We start from the raw sequence: 17,720 nt of genomic DNA, 5'->3' as shown, positions 1-17,720 counted from the left end.
ATCACGAGCATGATCCCAATGATATGTTTGAAGAAGCGCGGCATGGCGAAGACCTCCAAGGGCGGCCGCCGACGCGGCCTCCCGAAACTCGGAGAGGCCGTTTTTCATCGACGAATCCCTATGGATCGTACGCGTCCCCGCGCGGGTGCCGCAAGCGCTACGGAATCGGACAGCCGCCGTTGATCTTCACGGCGCTCGCAGCAAATTCCGCAGCTAGCTGCACAGCGTCGGAACAAGTATCCGTCGCTGCCGCATTCGTGGCATCGCACCAATCGCCCTTGAAGTCGACTTTGCCCATCGCGTCGCGCTTGCACTTCTCGATCGGCGTCCCACTGTCGCCATTCTCCGTGAGAAGCGCGCAAAGCGAGGCGTTCGCCAGGTCGACGACGATGTTGTCGGCATCTTCGAGCGTGATGTACCCCTCGAGCTTCCCGCCGTTGACGAACGAGAACTGGTTCTCCTCAGGATACGGACCGCAGTTGTTGAAGGGATCGAGCCCTGCCGCATTGAACGAGCCCACGCAATTGTTGTTCGAAGACAACTGGCCTTCGGTGATCCGTGCTTTGCGCAGCGGAAGCAGAATGGGATCTCCCTCGGCCGTGTAAATCGGCACGATGATGTCCTGAGCATCCGCCACGGCGACGCTGAATTTGCCTTGCGATAGATCCGAAGAAAACTTGATCGGTTTGATGTCAAACGTTTGCCCACCCTGCATGAGCATCTCGTTGACGAAGCTGTACCCGTCCTCGGCTTTCGCGGGAGGCTTCGCGCCGCCGGTGCAAACGGTGTTCGTGTCGAGGTCGAAGTGCGCGATCCACGAGAACGTCCCGCCTTCGGCGTCGCCCGTGAGGTAACAGTCCGGCCGCTTCCACGCCACGCCGCTCGCGACGGTCTTGCCCACGAACTTCGCAGGCCCCAGCGTCGCCGGCTTGCTGATGAGAATCTGCGACATACGCAGGCCGAACTGCCTGGCATCCTTGTTGTCCACGATCGCCACGCACGTGGGATCCGCTGATACACACGCCGCCGGAAGGTCACACGTGACCGACGGAGTGCCCGTCGTCGTTCCGTTCGTATCACCGCCGTCGCAGCCGACGACAAACCCGAACAAACCCACGGCGCCTACGGCAAGCGAAGCTGCCACTGTCGAAAATCGCATCGATATCCTCCACGCAAAGTGAGGCGCGGAGGTTATCACGGACGGGGCAGTGAACGGATGTGCGGGAAGGCAGCGTCACATGCTGTGCGCGCCGAATTCGTAAAGCTCGCGAATGGCGCCGACGCGAGCGCCAACCTGCGCCTTCGTCAAGCTCGCCATCTTCGTCGTGCCGACACCTTCCACGCAATACGACGCAGTCGCCGTTCCGTGCACCATCGCCCGGCGCAGCGCGAGCGGCGTGACCTCCGGCGTCGCCGCGAGATACCCGAGGAACCCGCCAGCGAACGAATCACCAGCGCCCGTCGGATCCACCTCGTCCTCGAGTGGAAAGCCGCTCGCTGCAAACACGCCTTGCTCATCGAAAAGCAGCGCGCCGTGTTCACCTCGCTTGATGACCAACCGCTTCGGCCCGCGCGCGAGGATGTCCTTCGCCGCGCGACGAATGTTGTGAACGCCCGACAAAAGACGCGCCTCTTCGTCGTTGATGATCAGCAAGTCGATGCGCCGCAGCATCGCTGAAAGCGTCCCCGGTTCGCCCTTGATCCAAAAGTTCATCGTGTCGGCAATGACGAACTTCGGCGCTGCGAGCTGGTCGAGCACGTCGAGCTGCAAGCGCGGGTGAATGTTGCCCAGGAGCAGGAGAGGGGTTTGTCGCCACTGCTCGGGCAAACGCGGACGAAAGTCGGCGAAAACGTTGAGCTGCGTGTCGAGCGTGTCGCGGTGGGTCAGATCGGACGAGTAACGGCCGGCCCAGCGAAAGGTTTTTCCGGACGCACGCTGAACGCCGTGCGTGTCGATCCCGCGATGACGCATGTCGTCCAGCGTCTGCTGCGGAAAGTCGTCACCAACGACAGCCACGATGCGCACGGGCGCAAATGCGGACGCCGCCATGGCCGCATAGGTGGCGGAACCACCAAGAACGTCTCGAAAGCTGCCTGAAGGCAGATCGAGGTCGTCGAAAGCCATGGAACCTACGATGAGCATGGGGGAATGAGCGGTCACAGCGGGCCTCTTGAGTCAGGCGTCGAGCGCGGCAGAGGAGCGAGCCATCGTAGCTGAGCAAGCCCCCCCCCCCCGGGCCCCCGCCCCCCCCCCCCCCCCCCCCGCCCCCGCCAGCCCCCGGGCTGCGTTCTGACGTCGACAGGTACGAGATCGCGACGCGTCATGACCGCGCCCTTCAGCGCTCCCGTCGCCGCGCTTTGGCTCGGATCCGGCAATCGACGCGCAAGCGCATGCAACACCTTGCGCGCATGCTCCACATTCTTGCGCAAAACCGCCACGACCGCGTCCACCGTCACGGCTTCCTCCGTGGAATGCCAACAATCGTAATCCGTGGACATCGCGAGGATCGCGTAAGGCAGCTCCGCTTCGCGAGCAAGCTTCGCTTCGGGCATCGCGGTCATGCCGATGACCGACACGCCCCAACTTCGGTACACGAGGCTTTCGGCACGCGTCGAGAACTGCGGACCCTCCATGCACACGTACGTGCCACCGTCGTGAACCTTCACGGACGTCCCCTCGAGCACTTCGTTCGCCGCTGCCCCGAGCGCTGCGCGCAGGTGAGAACAAACCGGATCGGCAAACGCAACGTGCGCTGCGATCGCGCGATCGAAGAACGTCGACACGCGGCGCTTGGTCAAATCGATGAATTGATCCGCAAGAACAAAGTGCCCCGGCGCAATCTCTTCACGCATCGAACCCACGGCACTGACGCTCACGAGGTGCGTGGCGCCGAGCATCTTCAGTGCACAAACGTTCGCTCGATAGTTGATGTCCGACGGTGAAACTCGGTGCCCGCGGCCATGTCGCGGCAAAAAAAGCATCGTCGTGCCGGACTGTTTGTCTCGTCCGCGTATCACCAGGTCGCTCGCAGGGCCGTACGGCGTGTCGACGTCGATCTCTTCGACAGCCTCGAGATCCTCGAGTGCATAGACGCCGCTGCCACCAATCACGCCAAGGACGTGTTGCATATCAATTGCCGACCTTTCCTTCGGCGAGGAGCTCCTCGCACAGGAGCGCATGCCGATCGCGTTTGCATCGCTCCGCAAAAACCACCGCGCGCAGGTTGTCGTAAGCGCGTTGAATGTCGTCGTTGACGATCACGTAGTCGAAGAACCCGTAATGCTCGATTTCGCCCTTCGCTGCCTGCAAACGCCGAAGTGTCGTCGGTTCGTCTTCGGTGCCGCGTCCTCGCAAGCGTCGTTCGAGCTCTGCGAGGGAAGGGGGCAAAATGAACACACCAACAGCCTCGGGCATGCGGGCCTTGATCTGCCGAGCTCCCTGGTAGTCGACGTCGAACAGCACTCCAGTGCCCGTTTTTCTGGCAACTTCGATCTCGGACAAACTCGTGCCGTACAAATTGCCGTGCACGTGCGCCCATTCGGCGAACGCGCCGACGTCGATCATGCGCGTGAACGTGTCTTTGTCCGTGAAGTGATACTCGCGCCCATCGACTTCGTTCGGCCGCGGCTTGCGCGTCGTGTGCGACACGGAGAAACGGAGGCCCGGAAACTCCGACCGAAGCCGGTTGCAGAGCGTCGTCTTGCCCGCCCCCGATGGAGACGAGACGATGAGAAGAAGAAAATCGCTCATGTCGTTACGCCCTGATCGCGCACTCGTCGTGGTCCTTCGTGGATGATCGTCATTCGACGTTTTGCACTTGTTCGCGAAGCCGCTCGAGCTCGACCTTCATGCTGACGACGAGCTGCGAGATCGCAGCGTCCTGCGCTTTGGCGCCGAGTGTATTGGCCTCGCGTACCATTTCCTGCAGAAGGAAGTCGAGCCGTCTGCCCACAGGCTCGGTCGTGCCCGACGCAAGCACGCGATCGACCTGTTCGAGATGACTACGCAGACGAGTGACTTCTTCGCTGAAGTCGCTCTTGTCGACGAGCAGCGCGACTTCGATCTCGAGCCGTCCGTGATCGATGGCAACTTCGGTCGAAGACAAAAGGCGCTCGAGGCGTTCGTGGAGCCTGCGCTGCGCAGCTTCACGCGACGATGCAGCAAGTGCCGCTACGTCATCGAGCAGTTTCGCGAGGACCTGACAACGCGCGGTGAGATCCGCGAGCAGCGCTTCGCCTTCTGCACGACACATCGCTTCCATCGCAACGATCGATGCCTCGATCGCACGACGAACTGCGTCTCGCACTTCTGCCAATTCGGGACCCGCAGGCGGCACGAAAAGATCGGGCACGGCAGCAAGCACGGACAGTGGAAGGTCGGTTCCCGGCGCGAGCTCGTCACGCAGCGTGCAGAGCTGCTGAAAGACGGATTTCGCGCGCGCGACATCGAGCGTTGCGTGCGCCAGAAACGGGCCTTCGGTGCGCACGACGAGCTCGACGCGACCTCGGCGGAGCCGCTCGCGAATCACTTGTTCGGCGAACAGCGACAGCTCCGCCATCTCGCGCGGCAAGCGTGCGCGTATGTCGAGGAATCGTTGGTTGACGGAGCGGATCTCGGCAAGCACGCGGCCCTGTCCGAGCGGCACTTCGCCAAGTCCGAATCCCGTCATGCTGCGCATGCAGTGCGCCTACGTCGCCTCGGGCCGCGCGGCAACCGCGTTGACCGCACCATGGTTGTTGTGTGCAAAAACGAGCGTACGAGCCGGCCGAGATGCTGCAACGAGCCGGGCAGCGGCAGCAAGACCGGACGAGCGCAAGGCTTCGATGAACCGAATCGTCGGCTCGAGGCCTTCTTCCCAGCGAACCTTGGGCTCGTAACCAATGAGCTCCTTCGCGCGCGAGACGTCTGCAAGGGAATGGCGGACGTCTCCCGGCCGCGGATCTTCGTGCTGCACGCTGAGACGGCGGCCCATGACGCGGCCGATTTCCGTGCAGAGCGCGTTCAAGCTGACGCGCCGTCCGCCTGCGATGTTGACGATCTCGCCCGTCAATTTTCGCGGCGTCGTTGCAGCGAGCAGGTTCGCTGCGACGGCGTTGTCGACGTAGCAAAAGTCGCGCGTCTGCTCGCCGTCGCCGAAAATGCGGATGGGTCTTTGCGCGAGCGCTGCATCGACGAAGCGCGGGATCGCTGCGGCGTACACGCCTTCGGGCGTTTGATGCGGGCCGAAGACGTTGAAGTAGCGCAGCGAAATTGTTTCGAGTCCGTAAATTCGGGCGAACACCTCGCAGTAGTGTTCGCACGCGCGTTTCGTCACGGCGTAAGGTGACAGCGGCCTCGGGGCCATGTCTTCGTGCTTGGGCAGCACTTCCGTGTCGCCGTACGCCGCGGACGACGCTGCAAAAATGACGCGGCGCACCCCTTGCTTTCGAGCCACATCGAGCACGGTGACCGTGCCCCCGACGTTGACGGCGTCGCTCGTGATGGGATCGTCGATGCTGCGAGGGACCGATCCGAGCGCTGCTTGATGGAGCACGACTTCGACGCCTGCGCACGCGCGGGCGACGGTGTCGGCGTTACGGATGTCACCCTGGATGCGCTCGACGGACGACGAACTCTCCAGCGCTGCAAGGTTTTCCCAGGAACCGGTGGAGAGGTCGTCGAGCACACGGACGCGTTCGCCTGCGCTTACGAGCGCGGAGACGATGTTCGAGCCGATGAAGCCAGCTCCACCAGTGACGAGATAACGAGGATTGGACATGCCGACTCAGATGCTCGAGCCGCCGCGGCGGTCTGCTACTTCTTCTTGAAAAGATCGTCGAGTTTCGCTTTGGACTTGGCGATCTGCGCGGACGTATCCTCGGGGACGCCGTTTTTGAACGTGAAGAACGTGCAGAAGTTCGCCTTCTCCCGATCCGGGATGTACTCGGCGATCCGTTCTTTGCACTGGTTGTGCGCCGACGGATCCCAGTACTCGCAGTTCTTGCAGCAGTGCATGTCCACGCCGCAGTGCGGACAGTTGTCTTGGCGCTGAAGCTTGACCTCGAAGATCAGCTCGTTTTTGCACTTGTAACAAAAGTGGCGCTTTTGTTCGACCTTGGGAATCCAACCCATTTCCCGCTCCTCAGGTCAGGCCCTTTCGGCGCTGAATTTCGCTCGCGATACGCTTGTACTCGACTTCCCACGTACGCGTTCCTTCCTGAACATGCTTCAGTTTGCTTCGTACTTCGGTGTCGAGCTCTTCGTCGGCAGCCAAGTACTTTTTCAGGAGAGGTCGCATCTTTCGACGAAGGTCGTGGTCGGCCACGAAGACTTCGTCGACGTTGTTCGAGTGCAGCAGCATCTCGATACACTGGTCGAGCAAGTAGTCGAGCATGTCTTCGCCGACTTTGATGCCCTTTTGCTCGGCGATGATCTTGCGGATCCGGCCGAACTCGGACTGAGGTAGGCCGCGTGACTCGAGGGTCGTCTTTGCCTTTTCCATGACATCCCGGTCTGTGGCCAGGTAGCTGGAGAAGACCGACTCGATGTCGCGGACCACCTCTTTGCGGTCCTCACATTCGACATCCCCCGCGTCTGCCAGGGTCTTTACGATTTCTTCACTGAGGGGAGTAATTTTACCGCTAAAGAGGCGCATCCAACGATCCGTATCTGGGAGGTGAGCGGGGCAGCGGCCCCCGCCGGAGAGGGTTCTCCGGGGACCGATGCCGAAAGGTACGGGCCAAACTTCGGAGATGTCAACGCAACGGCGTTTTTTTTAGGGCCCGAACGGCGAAATGACGCACCACGACACCAGTAGGAGCAATCGATATGATGGGTAAGGATGCGATGGCACCGAACGCAGCGGCACGCACCGGAGCGGTCGGCAACGACGGGGGGCTCGATCCGGATGCGCGCAAGCGTCGGATTTTGCGACGTGGAGCGGTTGGAAGTGCTGCTTCCGCCGCTTCGCAAACGATGCTTTCGGACTCGGGAACGGTTCAACGCGTCACGCGCGGTCGTCCGCTCGTCACGCAAGGCGATCCGGCCAACTCGATCGTCATGATCGGCAGCGGCCGCGTCCGCTTGGTTCGCGCGCTGAACGAAGGCCACACGCTTTCGCTCGGTTACCGCGGCGCGGGCGACCTCCTCGGCGAAGCTGCCCTCGGTAGCATCCCGAACCACCGCGAAAGCGCGATCGCCACCGAAGACGTCGAGGCTCTCGTCGTCCCGATGGCCACCGTGCGCAGCCTCATGGGCACCGATCTTGCCTTCGCGAACGCGCTTCTCACGTCGCTCGTCGAACGCAACGCGGAAACGGAAGAACGCCTCGCCTCGATGCTCTTCCGCAACGTCGAAGCACGTCTCGCCGAGTTCATCCTGAAGGCGGCTGGCCGCTGGGGCATCCCGGATCCGCGTGGCGTGCTCATCTCGGCGCCCTTCACGCATCAGGAAATGGCCAGCATGATCGGCTCGACGCGCGAAACGGTGACGCTCACGCTCGGCGAACTGCGCCGCAAGGGCATCATCGAGGTCGATCGTCGCCGCATCGTCGTGCTCGACCGCGAAGGCTTGAAGACGCGTACTTGACCGGCACAAGGTTGCGATCCAGCCCCGGGGCGGGTTGAAACCCGCCCCTACACATTAAAAAGTCCTCGCGCTGCCGCGCTCGGACTAGCGTCATCCCGCATCGTGAGAATGTGTATCTGCTGCGAAATGGCCGTCAATTCTCGACGATGATCCCAAACCGGACAACGCCAGTCCCGAACGGTAGTGAGGGACTTTTGAACGTGTAGCGCGGGGTTTCAACCCCGCGCGGGGTTGGGGCAAGGACGCACGTTTCGAGTTCTGAGACGGTCTCTTTAACTCAGCGCCGCGGCGCGGCGAGAAACCTTCGTCAACCCGTGGCGACGCTCCCCCCGGATGATCGCTACGTCAACGCGGCCGCTTCGTCTGCGGCCTCGGTGGCGCGCCTCGCCCAAGCTTCAGCCGACGCATCACGGCAACCTTCTGCCGCTCCTTGTACTTCGCGTGGCTCGCATCCCCAAGCTCGTTGGCCGCCTCGGTCTCGCGATCGATGATCTGAAACTCGCACAGCACGAACACGATGGGCCCGAGCGACCACGCTGCCGGTGGCGCAAGCTCCATGATCTCAGGCGGCAAACGCACGGGCATGTCAACGACGAAGTGAATGACGCGATAGTTCTGATCGCTGAACGAGTTGTTGCTCAGCGTCATGCCGTCATCGACGCCCGACTGAAGGCCCTTCACCAGCGCCCGCAAGTACGCGTGGCTTTCGCAATAACTACGGAAATGAAAGACCGTGTTGATGCTCTGCCCAGGCACCACGTAGTTGAACGGAAAGAGCCGCTCGGACAGATAGTGCAGGATCGGCAGCACATCGTCGGCTTCACGCGTCACGATGCGAAAACGCAGCTTGTCGTAAATGGCCGAAGCCACCGTGTCCGACTTCGACAAGAGCTTCGTGTAGAGCGAGTCCTTGTTCTTTCGACCACCAACGAATTCGGTGATCGGAAAACCCGCCGCCAGCATCCCGCCAACGACGCGATAAACCTTCTCCTCGACGAGATGAAACACGTCCTGATCGGACATCGGGATCGAGAACAGAAGCTCGCGCCCATCCAAGTGATGGATGATGTGCATCGCCTTCAAGATCGTGCAGGCACAGAGCTGTCGATGCCCTTTGCCCGACGCCAACATGAGGATCTCTTCGACGGAAGCTCGAGCGACGGGCTTCGGAATGGGAAACTCGAAATGACGCCGTAAATACGCGATGGCTTCGTTCTTGATGGCTTCGAGCCGTGCGCGATCCGCAGGTTCGTCCGGGCGAAAGTCCTGCGCCACGAGAAGCCTTCGCGCCTGCTCCTCGGACTCGACGTGCAGACGATGCCAGTCGACCACCGAGTCACCTCGAAGCACGAGACGCACAGCCTCGAGATCCATCAAGGTGAGCTCATCGATGCCCTTCAGGGTACCGACGGTGTCGTAGGTCATGGCGCGCTGGACTCAGTCCTGAAACGCGTCTTTCACACGCGCGCGTTGGGAGGCGAAGGGGGAGGTGTGTTGGGCGTCCGTCCAAGCGACAACGTGCCGTAGAAGATGCCGATTGTGAGAACTACGACAGCCGCATGTCCGAGATAGGCGCCGCTGCAACCAATCGCAGCAAAAGGAGCGAGCGCAGCCAAATACCAGGGCGTGATCTTCATCGGTCCTCCGTCAGTGCTGGCAGCGCGCTTACGCGCACCGCCTCCGCCGCGACACTCTCCTCCCAAGGAGATAAGGTGTGTGTGTCGCCGACAGATAAGAGCATGTAGGATAAGGTGACACACCCCAAGACAACGGGCCAAGAAGTAGGGTGAATCTTGTCGCGGCATCAAGCGAATTCGTCACACGATCCGTTCCACGGATCGGGGCAAACCTTAAAGTTGATAAAAAAGACAATAAAAACAATGATTTGGGGTCAGTTATCAAAGTCGATTCTAGGTCATCCGAGTGTGTCTTGGCAGCCGCAAGTGATGCTTCAAGGACGCACGGCATCTGCGCGAAGCGGAATTGTGATTCGATCGGCGTCGCCAAGCGTCACGCGACGCTGCATCGCATCCGTGTGATCGACATGTTCGATCCGGATGTCCAGCGCGTACGATCCGTTCGGTAAACGCACGGTTACATTCACGATTTCCGGTGCACGTCCACGCTCGAAACGCCGCGAGCTGCCCGCGACGACATCACCTGGGACGTCGCCGTCCATGCGTGTCCAGTCGACGTCGAATCGCGTGACGGACGCGACATCGTCCTCGATGCGGAAGTCGATTTGGTGCTCGCTCGGACGCAGCGACGCAAGCGGTGCGAGACTTGCGATGGCACCTGCGACGAGCAGGAGCGGCAGGAAACGTCTGCGACGCGGTGGTGGCGAGCTGTTCGAGGGCTCGGGGCTGGAAGCCGGCGGGTCGGTCGTGTCTTGGGTGGTCATCGGCGCAGTGTTGCGGCAGCGGGCGCTGTTGAGGGTGAAGTTCTGGGGCAGGGAAGTCAACAAGGGCAAACCTTGGCGCCGAGCCCGTTTGCCCGCGGAGTTTGTCGATGTACTGCGCGTTTGACGAGGATCGCTCAGCGGGGAGAGCGGTTTTCGCGAATGCGAGCGACGAGACCCGTGATGACTTGCGGCGGAAGCGCTTCGAATGCGGGCATGCGGTTTCTGCCCTTGCGGATCACTTCGGCCATCTGTTCATCCGTCACCTGTGACTGCCATTCGCTGCGCGTGAGATCGGGCGCGCGCATCATCGGACCTTGCGGGCCGTCGCCGCGACCAACGGGACCATGACAGCTTGCGCAGTTGCGCGCCCAAGCGAGCTCCACGAGGCTCTTGTCCGAGCCTGCTTGGCTGGACGAACCCGGCTTGGCAGCCACTTGGCCTGGTTGTCCTGTGGGCTGTTCGTGATCGGATGCCTGCCACTCGCGCACGTCGCTTGAACGACCGCACGCCGACGTGACGAGCGCAAAGCAGACGCCGACGAGCAGCGACACGGCGAATCGAACCTTCATGACGGTGCAATGACGGAAGCGAGCGCGGTTGGCGAGCGTTTTTCGGATGCGAACGAGCACGGGTGGAAACTGTTGCTCGAGATTGGCGAAGGGGGAAAGGAGTTTCGACGTGAAAAAGCATCGAGCCCGCGGCGCTCTTGCGATGAGCAACCACGGGCTCGATGGGACCGCGATCGGGATTGGCGCGCCTGAACGACGTTCAAGCGAGCGTCCAATGCGTCACGGTGCGCAGGCGTCCTTCACGACCGGAGCGCTGGCGTCGACAGGCAAACCCATGATGGCCTTGCCCTTGAGCTCCGCGTTGATGAAGTCCGTGCGGCGATTCTGGGCCTTGCCCTCTTCGGTCTTGTTGTCGCCCACGGGACGCGTGTCGCCGAACCCGGTGGGGACGAGCCGCTTGCAGTCGACACCCTTGCCGACGAGGTACTTGGCGACGGCGAGGGAGCGAGCCCCCGAGAGCTCGAGGTTCTTCCTGGGATCACCAACGCTGTCCGTATGGCCTTCGATGCGCAGCTTGGTGACTTGCGGTTTGGCGTCGAGGTACGCCTTGACGAGGTCGAGCACGGTGATGGTGCCCGCGTCGTCCATCTTGATCGCGGCCTTGCCCGTTTCGAACACGATGGCGCCTGGCAACGAGAGCTTGTTGCCCTCCATCTTGAATTCAGGCGCAGCAGCCGGCGGCGGCGGGGGCGGAGGCGGCGGGGGCGGAGGCGGGGGGGGGGGCGGGGTGTCTGCACCGCCGCCGATGGATGCAGATGCCGTGCAGCCAGACAACGCGCCAACGGCGGAGATCATCAGGAACGTACACAGAACGGGAGCGACGAGTTTACGCATAGAAACGGTTCTCCTCTGAGATGCACGGCGCGATCGAGGCATCAGCACCCGGCGCCATCGAGCAAGTTTTCAAGCGAAACGATGCTGGGACGGTTTCCTAACAGGTTTGTTCAAAGTGAATGGCGTTTTCTAAACCTGGGTCGGATTCCCCCCTCCGTGAGACGACTGCTACCAGTCAACGGGCCGGGTAGGAAGCCCCGGCCCATCGACATCAAAGTTTTTCGCGACGGATCACATGCCGCCGCCAGCACCACCGGCGCCGCCACCACCGCCGCCGCCGGCACCACCGGCACCACCGGCGCCACCCATGGCGCAGGGATCGGGCGGAGCTGCTCCAGGCTTAGCGACGCCTCCAAGCTTGACGGACTTCGTGTTGAAGCCGAGGCCAATCGTGATGCCATCACACTCGGCCGCCGGATTCTGCGAGCCGTCCTTCATGATGTCGGACGCTTGGCGAAGTTGGTTCAAGATGCTCACGAGCGTCGGCGACTCGGGATCGCAGAACGACGTGTCGAACGCTGCGGCAACCTTGCCGATCTGCGAGACGAGCTGCTCGGTGTCGAGAATGCCGGCGATCGTCCCGTTCGTGCCCGACGTGTTGCCATCGCCGAGGTCGAGCGTGATGTACGCGTTCGTAATATCGAGCGAGATCGTGAAGCCGCTGATCGTGAGCTGCAGCGCGACCGTGCCCTTCGTGCCCGAGACCCACGTATTGCCCGCGATGTACGCTTGCGGGAACGAGATCTTGGACGACGTCACATCCGCCGGGTTGCTCAAGAGCTCGGGCGAAACGGGCCACTCGTCGTTCCCATCGAACTTCGGCGCGATGTCCATGCCCATCGCGTCGACGAGCTGCGCACCGGCATAAAGCTTCGCTGATGCGGCGTTGCAGTCTTTGCCGAGCTTCGAGAAGTCGAGCATGAGCGTGAACTCGCCCTTCTGAATCGACTCGTTCGCCGTCGTGCTCAAATCCGACGCCAGTCCGAGGATGATCGGAAGGATGTTCTTGCCAAACGAGTTGTCGATGCCGTCGGTGCCATCGGGGTAGACCGCCGCGGCAGAGCCGCCGGCGCGCGGCTTACAGAGGTTCGTCGAGGTCTTGCTCGACTTCAAACCGTCGAGGTTGAAACCGTAGGTCTTCCAGCCGTTTGTCGGGTTGGGCGTGCCGTCGCGATCGGTATCGCCCAAGAACAACTCATTTACGGCGTGGGTCCCGCCAGGGTCGGCACATGCCATCGCCCCTTCGGGCTCCTTCGGCGGAACGATGCCTGTCTCGTCAACAGGGGTGGGGTTCGGGTTCGACGTGGCATCCGGGCCACAGCCGACTGCAATCACCGCAAGCGATGTCGCCGCGAACGCGGCCAAAAGAGAAGTACGTAGCATGGGACGGAACTCACTTTCTCGAACCGGATTCCCGGGTCGTTCGCGAAGCGCACGGCAGCCAATCGAGTGCTCGTGGATGGGCCGCATGCTAGCCATGCACCGAGCTTTTCAGCAAGGGCGATCCGGCAGCCTCGAGAGCTGCCGGCGTTGGCGCGACGGCATACGAGGCAGCGCCACGTGGATCGCCCCAAGCTACCGAGGGCAAAAGTGGCAGCCGAGTTCGTTCATCTCCACGTCCATTCGCAATACTCGCTGCTCGACGGGGCCCTCAAAATCAAGGACCTCGTAAGCAAAACCAAAGCGCTCGGCATGCGCTCCGTGGCCCTCACCGACCACGGCAACATGTTCGGCACGATTCAGCTTTACAAAGCCTGCAAAGATGCCGGAGTCGGCGCCATCCTCGGATGCGAGGTCAACGTCGCACGAAACCGCGCTCGCGAAGGCGCTGGCAAGTCCGAAGACGCACCCGTCGATCACGTCGTTCTGCTCGCGTCGAGCGCCGAAGGTTACAAAAGCCTCGTGCGGATCGTGTCCGAGGGACACGTGACCCCAGCAAGCGGCATGGCTCCGAGCGTCACGCTTGACGTCATCGCGCAGAACAACAAGGGCATCATCGGTTTGTCCGGGTGCATGGGCGGCGTGCTGGCTCAACGCGCGCTCGAATCGGGCGAAGACGACGCCCGAACCATGCTCGACAAACTCGTCGAGACGTTCGAGCCCGGAAGTCTCTACGTCGAGCTGCAAGACCACGGGCTCGTCGAACAACCCGTCTTGAACGGCATCCTCGCGCGCCTCGCGGCCGAACGAGACTTGCCGATCGTCGCCACGAACGACGCACACTTCGCCAACCGCGAGGACGGCGAAGGCCACCTTTACCTCTCGTGCATCGCCGCCAACCGCTCCTATGCCGATGCCTTCGAAGCACACCACCAAAGCTTCGAGATGTTCCTCAAGTCGCCCGACGAGATGGCGCATACGTTCAGGGACTATCCACGTGCGATTAAAAGCACGCTGGACATCGCCGAACGATGCGCCGGCCTGAAACTCGTCCTGGGCAAACCCATGCTGCCCACGTTCGCCTTGCCGGAAGGGTACGACACGGATTCGTACTTCCGGAAAGTGGCGCATGACGGTTTGACGCGACGATTCGAAGAGGGCCGGCGCGTGGGGATTTCCGTGGACGAGGCTTCCTACCGGAGGCGGCTCGACATGGAGCTCGACATCATCATCGGCATGAAATTCCCAGGCTACTTTCTCATCGTCTGGGACTTCATTCGACACGCCAAAGAACACGGGATTCCCGTCGGTCCGGGACGTGGATCCGGTGCGGGATCGCTCGTCGCGTACGCACTGCGCATCACGGACCTCGACCCGATCCCCTACAACCTCCTCTTCGAGCGTTTCCTCAATCCGGAACGCGTCAGCATGCCGGACTTCGACGTCGACTTCTGCATGGACAGGCGCGACGAAGTCATTCGTTATGTTGCTGAAAAGTACGGCAAAACGAGCGTTGGGCAGATCGCGACGTTTCACGAGCTGAAGGCTCGTAGCGTCATCAAGGACGTTGCGCGTGCCATGGGCTTTCCTGCGAACGAGGCGCAGAAGATCGCGAGCCTCATTCCGCAAAAAGGCCCGGGGCAGATGTACACGATCCCCGAAGCGCTCGACATCGAGCCCAAGCTCAAGGCGCTTTACGAAAGTGATCCAACGGTACGGGAGCTTTTGACACAAGGTCAGAAGCTCGAGGGGCTCACGCGACACGCGGGCATGCACGCGGCCGGCATCGTGATCAGCGAAGGGCCGCTGTGGGATCACGTGCCGTGTTTCAAGAACGGCGAATCGCTCGTCACGCAGTATTACAAGGACGACGTAGAAGCCGCGGGCCTCGTGAAGTTCGACTTCTTGGGGCTCAAAACGCTCACCGTCGTCGACATCGCGGTGCGTCTCATCCGAGCTCGGCCGGACCAGAAAGACAAACCCGCGGGCGAAGAATTCGACATCGCCAAGATCCCGATGAACGACAACGTTCCGGATGTCGTCGAAACATTTCAGCTTTTGCAGTCGGGCGATACGACGGGCGTGTTCCAGCTCGAATCGAGTGGCATGCAGCAATTGTTCAAGGACCTTCGTCCGACGAACTTCGAAGACATCGTTGCAGCCGTGGCGCTTTACCGGCCGGGACCGCTTGGCACCGGCATGGTGAAGGACTTCGTCGACTGCAAGCACGGTCGCAAGCCGATCGCGAAGATGCACGACTTGGTCGACGAGATCCTGCTGCCGACGTACGGCGTCATCGTTTACCAGGAGCAGGTCATGCAGATCGCGCAGAAGCTCGCGGGCTACACGCTTGGCGGCGCAGATCTGCTCCGGCGCGCCATGGGCAAGAAGAAGCCCGAGGAGATGGCGAAGCAGAAGCAAACGTTCGTCGACGGCTCTGTGAACAATGGCGTGGCGGCGGAGGATGCCGAGCGGATCTTCGGGCTGCTCGAGTACTTCGCGGGCTACGGCTTCAACAAGAGCCACTCGGCGGCGTACGCGCTGATCACGTACCAAACGGCGTTTTTGAAGGCGCACTATCCCGTCGAATTCCTGTGCGCGCTGATGACGGCCGATCGCGACAAGATTGAAAAGGTCGTTCGCATCATCGCGGAGGGGCGTGCGTGGGGCGTCGAGATCCTGCCGCCGGACATCAACGAATCGCAGATCGACTTCTCGGTCATTTATTCGACGCCGTCTGCAAATGGTTCACCGAAAAACAAAAAACGTACGCGTGTGAAGGATCGTCTCGAGCCGAAGATTCGTTTCGGTCTCGGAGCGCTTCGCGGCGTGGGTGAATCGGCGCTCGAGGCGATCCTGGAGGTGCGTCAATCGGGCGGGCCATTCGAGGATCTGTTCGACTTTGCGCAGCGCATCGATCCGCGGCGGGTGAACAAGGGTGTGCTCGAATCGCTGGTGCAATCCGGAGCGTTCGACGCGACGCTTTCGGCACGAGGCATCACGCGGGCGCGGGCATTTGCCGCGCTCGATCAAGCGCTCGAGCGATCTCGAAGTGCGAGCAAGGATCGCGAGCGGGGGCAAACGTCGTTGTTTGGTCTCTTTGCCAAAGCGGGTCCCGTCGTAGAGCAGAAGCTCGACGAGTATCCGCAGTGCGAGCCGTGGGATTTGCGCGACATGCTTTTGCGCGAGAAGCAGTCGCTTGGATTTTACGTCTCGGGGCATCCGCTCGATCGTTACGGTGCGGAGCTCGGACGTTTCGACGTCACACCGACGGGTGCTTTGGCGTCAAAGGATTCTTGGGCGAAGGTGCGCGTGGCCGGGATGGTCGAGGGCTACCGCGAGAAGATCATGAAGGGCGGCGGCAAGCTTGCATTCTTTCACCTCGAAGACACGTCGGGGCGCGTGGAGGTGAAGGTACGGGACAAACAGATCGAGGCGTACGGCGAGATTTTGCGCGGGACAGAGCCGGTGCTGGTTTCGGGCAAGGTGAGTTTTCCGCAAGTGGACGAGGGGGACGAGGAAAACGCGGGGCCGCGCGATCCGACGCTGATGCTCGATGAAGTGGTGATGCTCGCGGATGCGATTCGTTCGGAGACGAAGAATGTGCGCATCAAGCTCGTGGCGAAGAAGGTGACGCGTGATCACATCGGCAAGCTACGGGGAGTGTTGCAATCGAGCCCTGGAGGTTGTCCGGTACAATTGCTGATTCAGCTCGACGATGGAGCGGAAGCGGTGCTTGCGCTGGGAAGGGATCTGCAGGTTTCACCGAGCGACGTGATGCTTGCGAGCTTGGAGAAGCTTTTCGGCGAGAAGGTGGCGGAGCTGCGTTAGGGCCTCACCCCCCGACCCCCTCTCCGCAAGCGGAGAGGGGGAGAGAGCCTCACCCCCCGACCCCCTCTCCGCAAGCGGAGAGGGGGAGAAAGAGCCGTACAGATGTTCCCCCTCTCCACCGTGTGGAGAGGGGGCTAGGGGGTGAGGCCTATTCCCCCTCTCCACCGTGTGGAGAGGGGGCTAGGGGGTGAGGCAAAAGTGCGTCCAGACGAACCTCGACCGTCTCCTTGTCTTCCTGATGCTTGAGGAGCAGGCCCAGCGTGTCGCGTGCAACGTTTGGCTCGAGCGTCGACGCGCCGAGCAGTAGGAGCGCTCGGGCCCAGTCCAGCGTTTCGCTCACCGCAGGCGGCTTGCGCAGGTCCATCTTGCGTAGCTCTGCGACAAACGAAACGAGATGCGACGCGAGCGTGCGTTCTATCTTGGGCACGGATAACTCGATGATGGCGAGCTCGCGCGAGGCCGACGGGTAGTCGAGAAACGCGTGCAAGCATCGGCGACGCAAGGCTTCGGTCATCTCGCGCGTGGCGTTCGTCGTGAGCAGCACGAGCGGTCGGTGTTTGGCGCGGAACGTGCCGAGCTCGGGGATGGTCACTTGGAGCTCCGACAATATTTCGAGGAGGAACGCTTCGAACTCGGGGTCTGCGCGATCGACTTCATCGATGAGCAGCACGACGGGCTGGTCGCTACGGAGTGCCGCGAGAAGCGGACGTGCGAGCAGAAAGTGTTCCGAGAAAAACGTGGCTTCGCTTTGAGCGACGATGCGCGCTGCATCGGCGATGCTTTTGCCAGCAGTTTCTGCGGCGACGGCGTCGCGCAAGAGCTGCGTGTAGAGCATCTGACGCGCGTAGTCCCACTCGTAGAGCGCTTTGGCTTCGTCGAGTCCTTCGTAACATTGGAGCCGTAAGAGCGGCCTTCCGAGCGCTTCGGCAGCAGCGCGCGCCAGATCCGTTTTGCCAACGCCTGCTGGTCCCTCGAGCATCAGCGGACGCTCCATGCGAAGCGCGAGCCAGAGCGACAATGCAATCGGTGGGTCGGCCAAGTAGCGGGCTCGAGCCAGTGCAGTGGCCAAGCTTTGCGCGGAAGCGAGCGGATCGTTTGCGGCAGGGGGAGGCGTCAGGCCCATGGCGGTCACGCGGGC

Annotated in this window: 17 protein-coding genes; 2 read left to right on the top strand and 15 right to left on the bottom strand. The window is 61.8% G+C overall.

The genetic code is table 11. The annotated features are described in order from the left end of the window. Positions 1–157: 157 nt before the first annotated feature. The 8 genes from IPM54_27780 to IPM54_27745 all read right to left on the bottom strand — a co-directional run bounded on the left by IPM54_27780 (position 158) and on the right by IPM54_27745 (position 6,635). Positions 158–1,159, bottom strand: a complete 1,002-nt coding sequence (locus IPM54_27780) for a hypothetical protein (GenBank protein ID MBK9263593.1) — start codon at positions 1,157–1,159, stop codon at positions 158–160. Between the two features lie 75 nt (positions 1,160–1,234). After that, entirely contained in the window at positions 1,235–2,161 is a 927-nt protein-coding gene (locus tag IPM54_27775; protein ID MBK9263592.1) for a sugar kinase, read from the bottom strand. Beyond that, entirely contained in the window at positions 2,158–3,129 is a 972-nt protein-coding gene (mtnP, locus tag IPM54_27770; protein ID MBK9263591.1) for an S-methyl-5'-thioadenosine phosphorylase, read from the bottom strand. Before mtnP ends, IPM54_27775 begins: the two co-directional genes overlap by 4 nt. 1 nt (position 3,130) lies before the next feature. Beyond that, complete coding sequence (gene gmk / locus IPM54_27765) at positions 3,131–3,751, bottom strand: guanylate kinase (GenBank protein MBK9263590.1); 621 nt, start codon at positions 3,749–3,751, stop codon at positions 3,131–3,133. Between the two features lie 49 nt (positions 3,752–3,800). Continuing rightward, entirely contained in the window at positions 3,801–4,679 is an 879-nt protein-coding gene (locus IPM54_27760; protein MBK9263589.1) for a YicC family protein, read from the bottom strand. 9 nt (positions 4,680–4,688) lie between these two features. After that, positions 4,689–5,759: an SDR family oxidoreductase gene (locus IPM54_27755; protein ID MBK9263588.1), complete on the bottom strand. Its 1,071-nt coding sequence runs from the start codon at positions 5,757–5,759 to the stop codon at positions 4,689–4,691. Between the two features lie 35 nt (positions 5,760–5,794). Then, a complete protein-coding gene (locus tag IPM54_27750; protein ID MBK9263587.1) occupies positions 5,795–6,112 on the bottom strand; it encodes a hypothetical protein in 318 nt (105 codons plus the stop codon). A 10-nt stretch (positions 6,113–6,122) separates the two neighbouring features. Beyond that, on the bottom strand, positions 6,123–6,635 hold the full coding sequence (locus IPM54_27745) for a DUF507 family protein (protein MBK9263586.1): 513 nt from the start codon (positions 6,633–6,635) through the stop codon (positions 6,123–6,125). 173 nt (positions 6,636–6,808) lie between these two features. Here IPM54_27745 and IPM54_27740 point away from each other — a divergent pair, with 173 nt between their 5' ends. Continuing rightward, complete coding sequence (locus tag IPM54_27740) at positions 6,809–7,567, top strand: Crp/Fnr family transcriptional regulator (protein MBK9263585.1); 759 nt, start codon at positions 6,809–6,811, stop codon at positions 7,565–7,567. Positions 7,568–7,912: 345 nt separating this feature from the next. Here IPM54_27740 and IPM54_27735 read toward each other — a convergent pair whose 3' ends face one another. The 6 genes from IPM54_27735 to IPM54_27710 all read right to left on the bottom strand — a co-directional run bounded on the left by IPM54_27735 (position 7,913) and on the right by IPM54_27710 (position 12,754). Beyond that, positions 7,913–8,992 carry a TIGR04552 family protein gene (locus IPM54_27735; protein MBK9263584.1) on the bottom strand — a complete coding sequence of 360 codons (1,080 nt, stop codon included), beginning with the start codon at positions 8,990–8,992 and terminating at the stop codon, positions 7,913–7,915. Between the two features lie 32 nt (positions 8,993–9,024). Continuing rightward, complete coding sequence (locus tag IPM54_27730; GenBank protein MBK9263583.1) at positions 9,025–9,204, bottom strand: hypothetical protein; 180 nt, start codon at positions 9,202–9,204, stop codon at positions 9,025–9,027. Positions 9,205–9,518: 314 nt separating this feature from the next. After that, entirely contained in the window at positions 9,519–9,968 is a 450-nt protein-coding gene (locus tag IPM54_27725; protein MBK9263582.1) for a hypothetical protein, read from the bottom strand. 134 nt (positions 9,969–10,102) lie between these two features. Continuing rightward, on the bottom strand, positions 10,103–10,537 hold the full coding sequence (locus IPM54_27720) for a cytochrome c (protein ID MBK9263581.1): 435 nt from the start codon (positions 10,535–10,537) through the stop codon (positions 10,103–10,105). Between the two features lie 219 nt (positions 10,538–10,756). After that, on the bottom strand, positions 10,757–11,371 hold the full coding sequence (locus IPM54_27715; GenBank protein ID MBK9263580.1) for an OmpA family protein: 615 nt from the start codon (positions 11,369–11,371) through the stop codon (positions 10,757–10,759). Positions 11,372–11,602: 231 nt separating this feature from the next. Further along, positions 11,603–12,754, bottom strand: coding sequence for a hypothetical protein (locus IPM54_27710; GenBank protein ID MBK9263579.1), 1,152 nt, complete (start codon positions 12,752–12,754; stop codon positions 11,603–11,605). A 207-nt stretch (positions 12,755–12,961) separates the two neighbouring features. Here IPM54_27710 and dnaE point away from each other — a divergent pair, with 207 nt between their 5' ends. Then, positions 12,962–16,582: a DNA polymerase III subunit alpha gene (dnaE, locus tag IPM54_27705; protein ID MBK9263578.1), complete on the top strand. Its 3,621-nt coding sequence runs from the start codon at positions 12,962–12,964 to the stop codon at positions 16,580–16,582. Between the two features lie 148 nt (positions 16,583–16,730). Here the strand turns inward: dnaE and IPM54_27700 are convergent, their stop codons facing one another. Then, the gene (locus tag IPM54_27700; GenBank protein MBK9263577.1) at positions 16,731–17,705 is read right to left on the bottom strand and encodes a MoxR family ATPase; all 975 of its coding nucleotides are present in this window, start codon (positions 17,703–17,705) and stop codon (positions 16,731–16,733) included. Positions 17,706–17,720 lie beyond the last annotated feature (15 nt).

The organism is Polyangiaceae bacterium (assembly GCA_016715885.1).
Taxonomy (GTDB): domain Bacteria; phylum Myxococcota_A; class Polyangia; order Polyangiales; family Polyangiaceae; genus Polyangium.
Note: the sequence above shows the minus strand (reverse complement) of the source record. Positions and strands in the feature narration are given on the sequence as shown.

Excerpts from the sequence above, each read along its gene's own strand:
- IPM54_27760 (MBK9263589.1), bottom strand. The coding sequence starts at position 4,679 with ATGCGCAGCATGACGGGATTCGGACTTGGCGAAGTGCCGCTCGGACAG.
- IPM54_27740 (MBK9263585.1), top strand. The coding sequence starts at position 6,809 with ATGATGGGTAAGGATGCGATGGCACCGAACGCAGCGGCACGCACCGGA.
- IPM54_27750 (MBK9263587.1), bottom strand. The coding sequence starts at position 6,112 with ATGGGTTGGATTCCCAAGGTCGAACAAAAGCGCCACTTTTGTTACAAG.
- mtnP (MBK9263591.1), bottom strand. The coding sequence starts at position 3,129 with ATGCAACACGTCCTTGGCGTGATTGGTGGCAGCGGCGTCTATGCACTC.
- IPM54_27745 (MBK9263586.1), bottom strand. The coding sequence starts at position 6,635 with ATGCGCCTCTTTAGCGGTAAAATTACTCCCCTCAGTGAAGAAATCGTA.
- IPM54_27700 (MBK9263577.1), bottom strand. The coding sequence starts at position 17,705 with ATGGGCCTGACGCCTCCCCCTGCCGCAAACGATCCGCTCGCTTCCGCG.
- IPM54_27780 (MBK9263593.1), bottom strand. The coding sequence starts at position 1,159 with ATGCGATTTTCGACAGTGGCAGCTTCGCTTGCCGTAGGCGCCGTGGGT.
- IPM54_27735 (MBK9263584.1), bottom strand. The coding sequence starts at position 8,992 with ATGACCTACGACACCGTCGGTACCCTGAAGGGCATCGATGAGCTCACC.
- IPM54_27725 (MBK9263582.1), bottom strand. The coding sequence starts at position 9,968 with ATGACCACCCAAGACACGACCGACCCGCCGGCTTCCAGCCCCGAGCCC.
- IPM54_27710 (MBK9263579.1), bottom strand. The coding sequence starts at position 12,754 with ATGCTACGTACTTCTCTTTTGGCCGCGTTCGCGGCGACATCGCTTGCG.
- IPM54_27730 (MBK9263583.1), bottom strand. The coding sequence starts at position 9,204 with ATGAAGATCACGCCCTGGTATTTGGCTGCGCTCGCTCCTTTTGCTGCG.
- IPM54_27720 (MBK9263581.1), bottom strand. The coding sequence starts at position 10,537 with ATGAAGGTTCGATTCGCCGTGTCGCTGCTCGTCGGCGTCTGCTTTGCG.
- IPM54_27755 (MBK9263588.1), bottom strand. The coding sequence starts at position 5,759 with ATGTCCAATCCTCGTTATCTCGTCACTGGTGGAGCTGGCTTCATCGGC.
- gmk (MBK9263590.1), bottom strand. The coding sequence starts at position 3,751 with ATGAGCGATTTTCTTCTTCTCATCGTCTCGTCTCCATCGGGGGCGGGC.
- IPM54_27715 (MBK9263580.1), bottom strand. The coding sequence starts at position 11,371 with ATGCGTAAACTCGTCGCTCCCGTTCTGTGTACGTTCCTGATGATCTCC.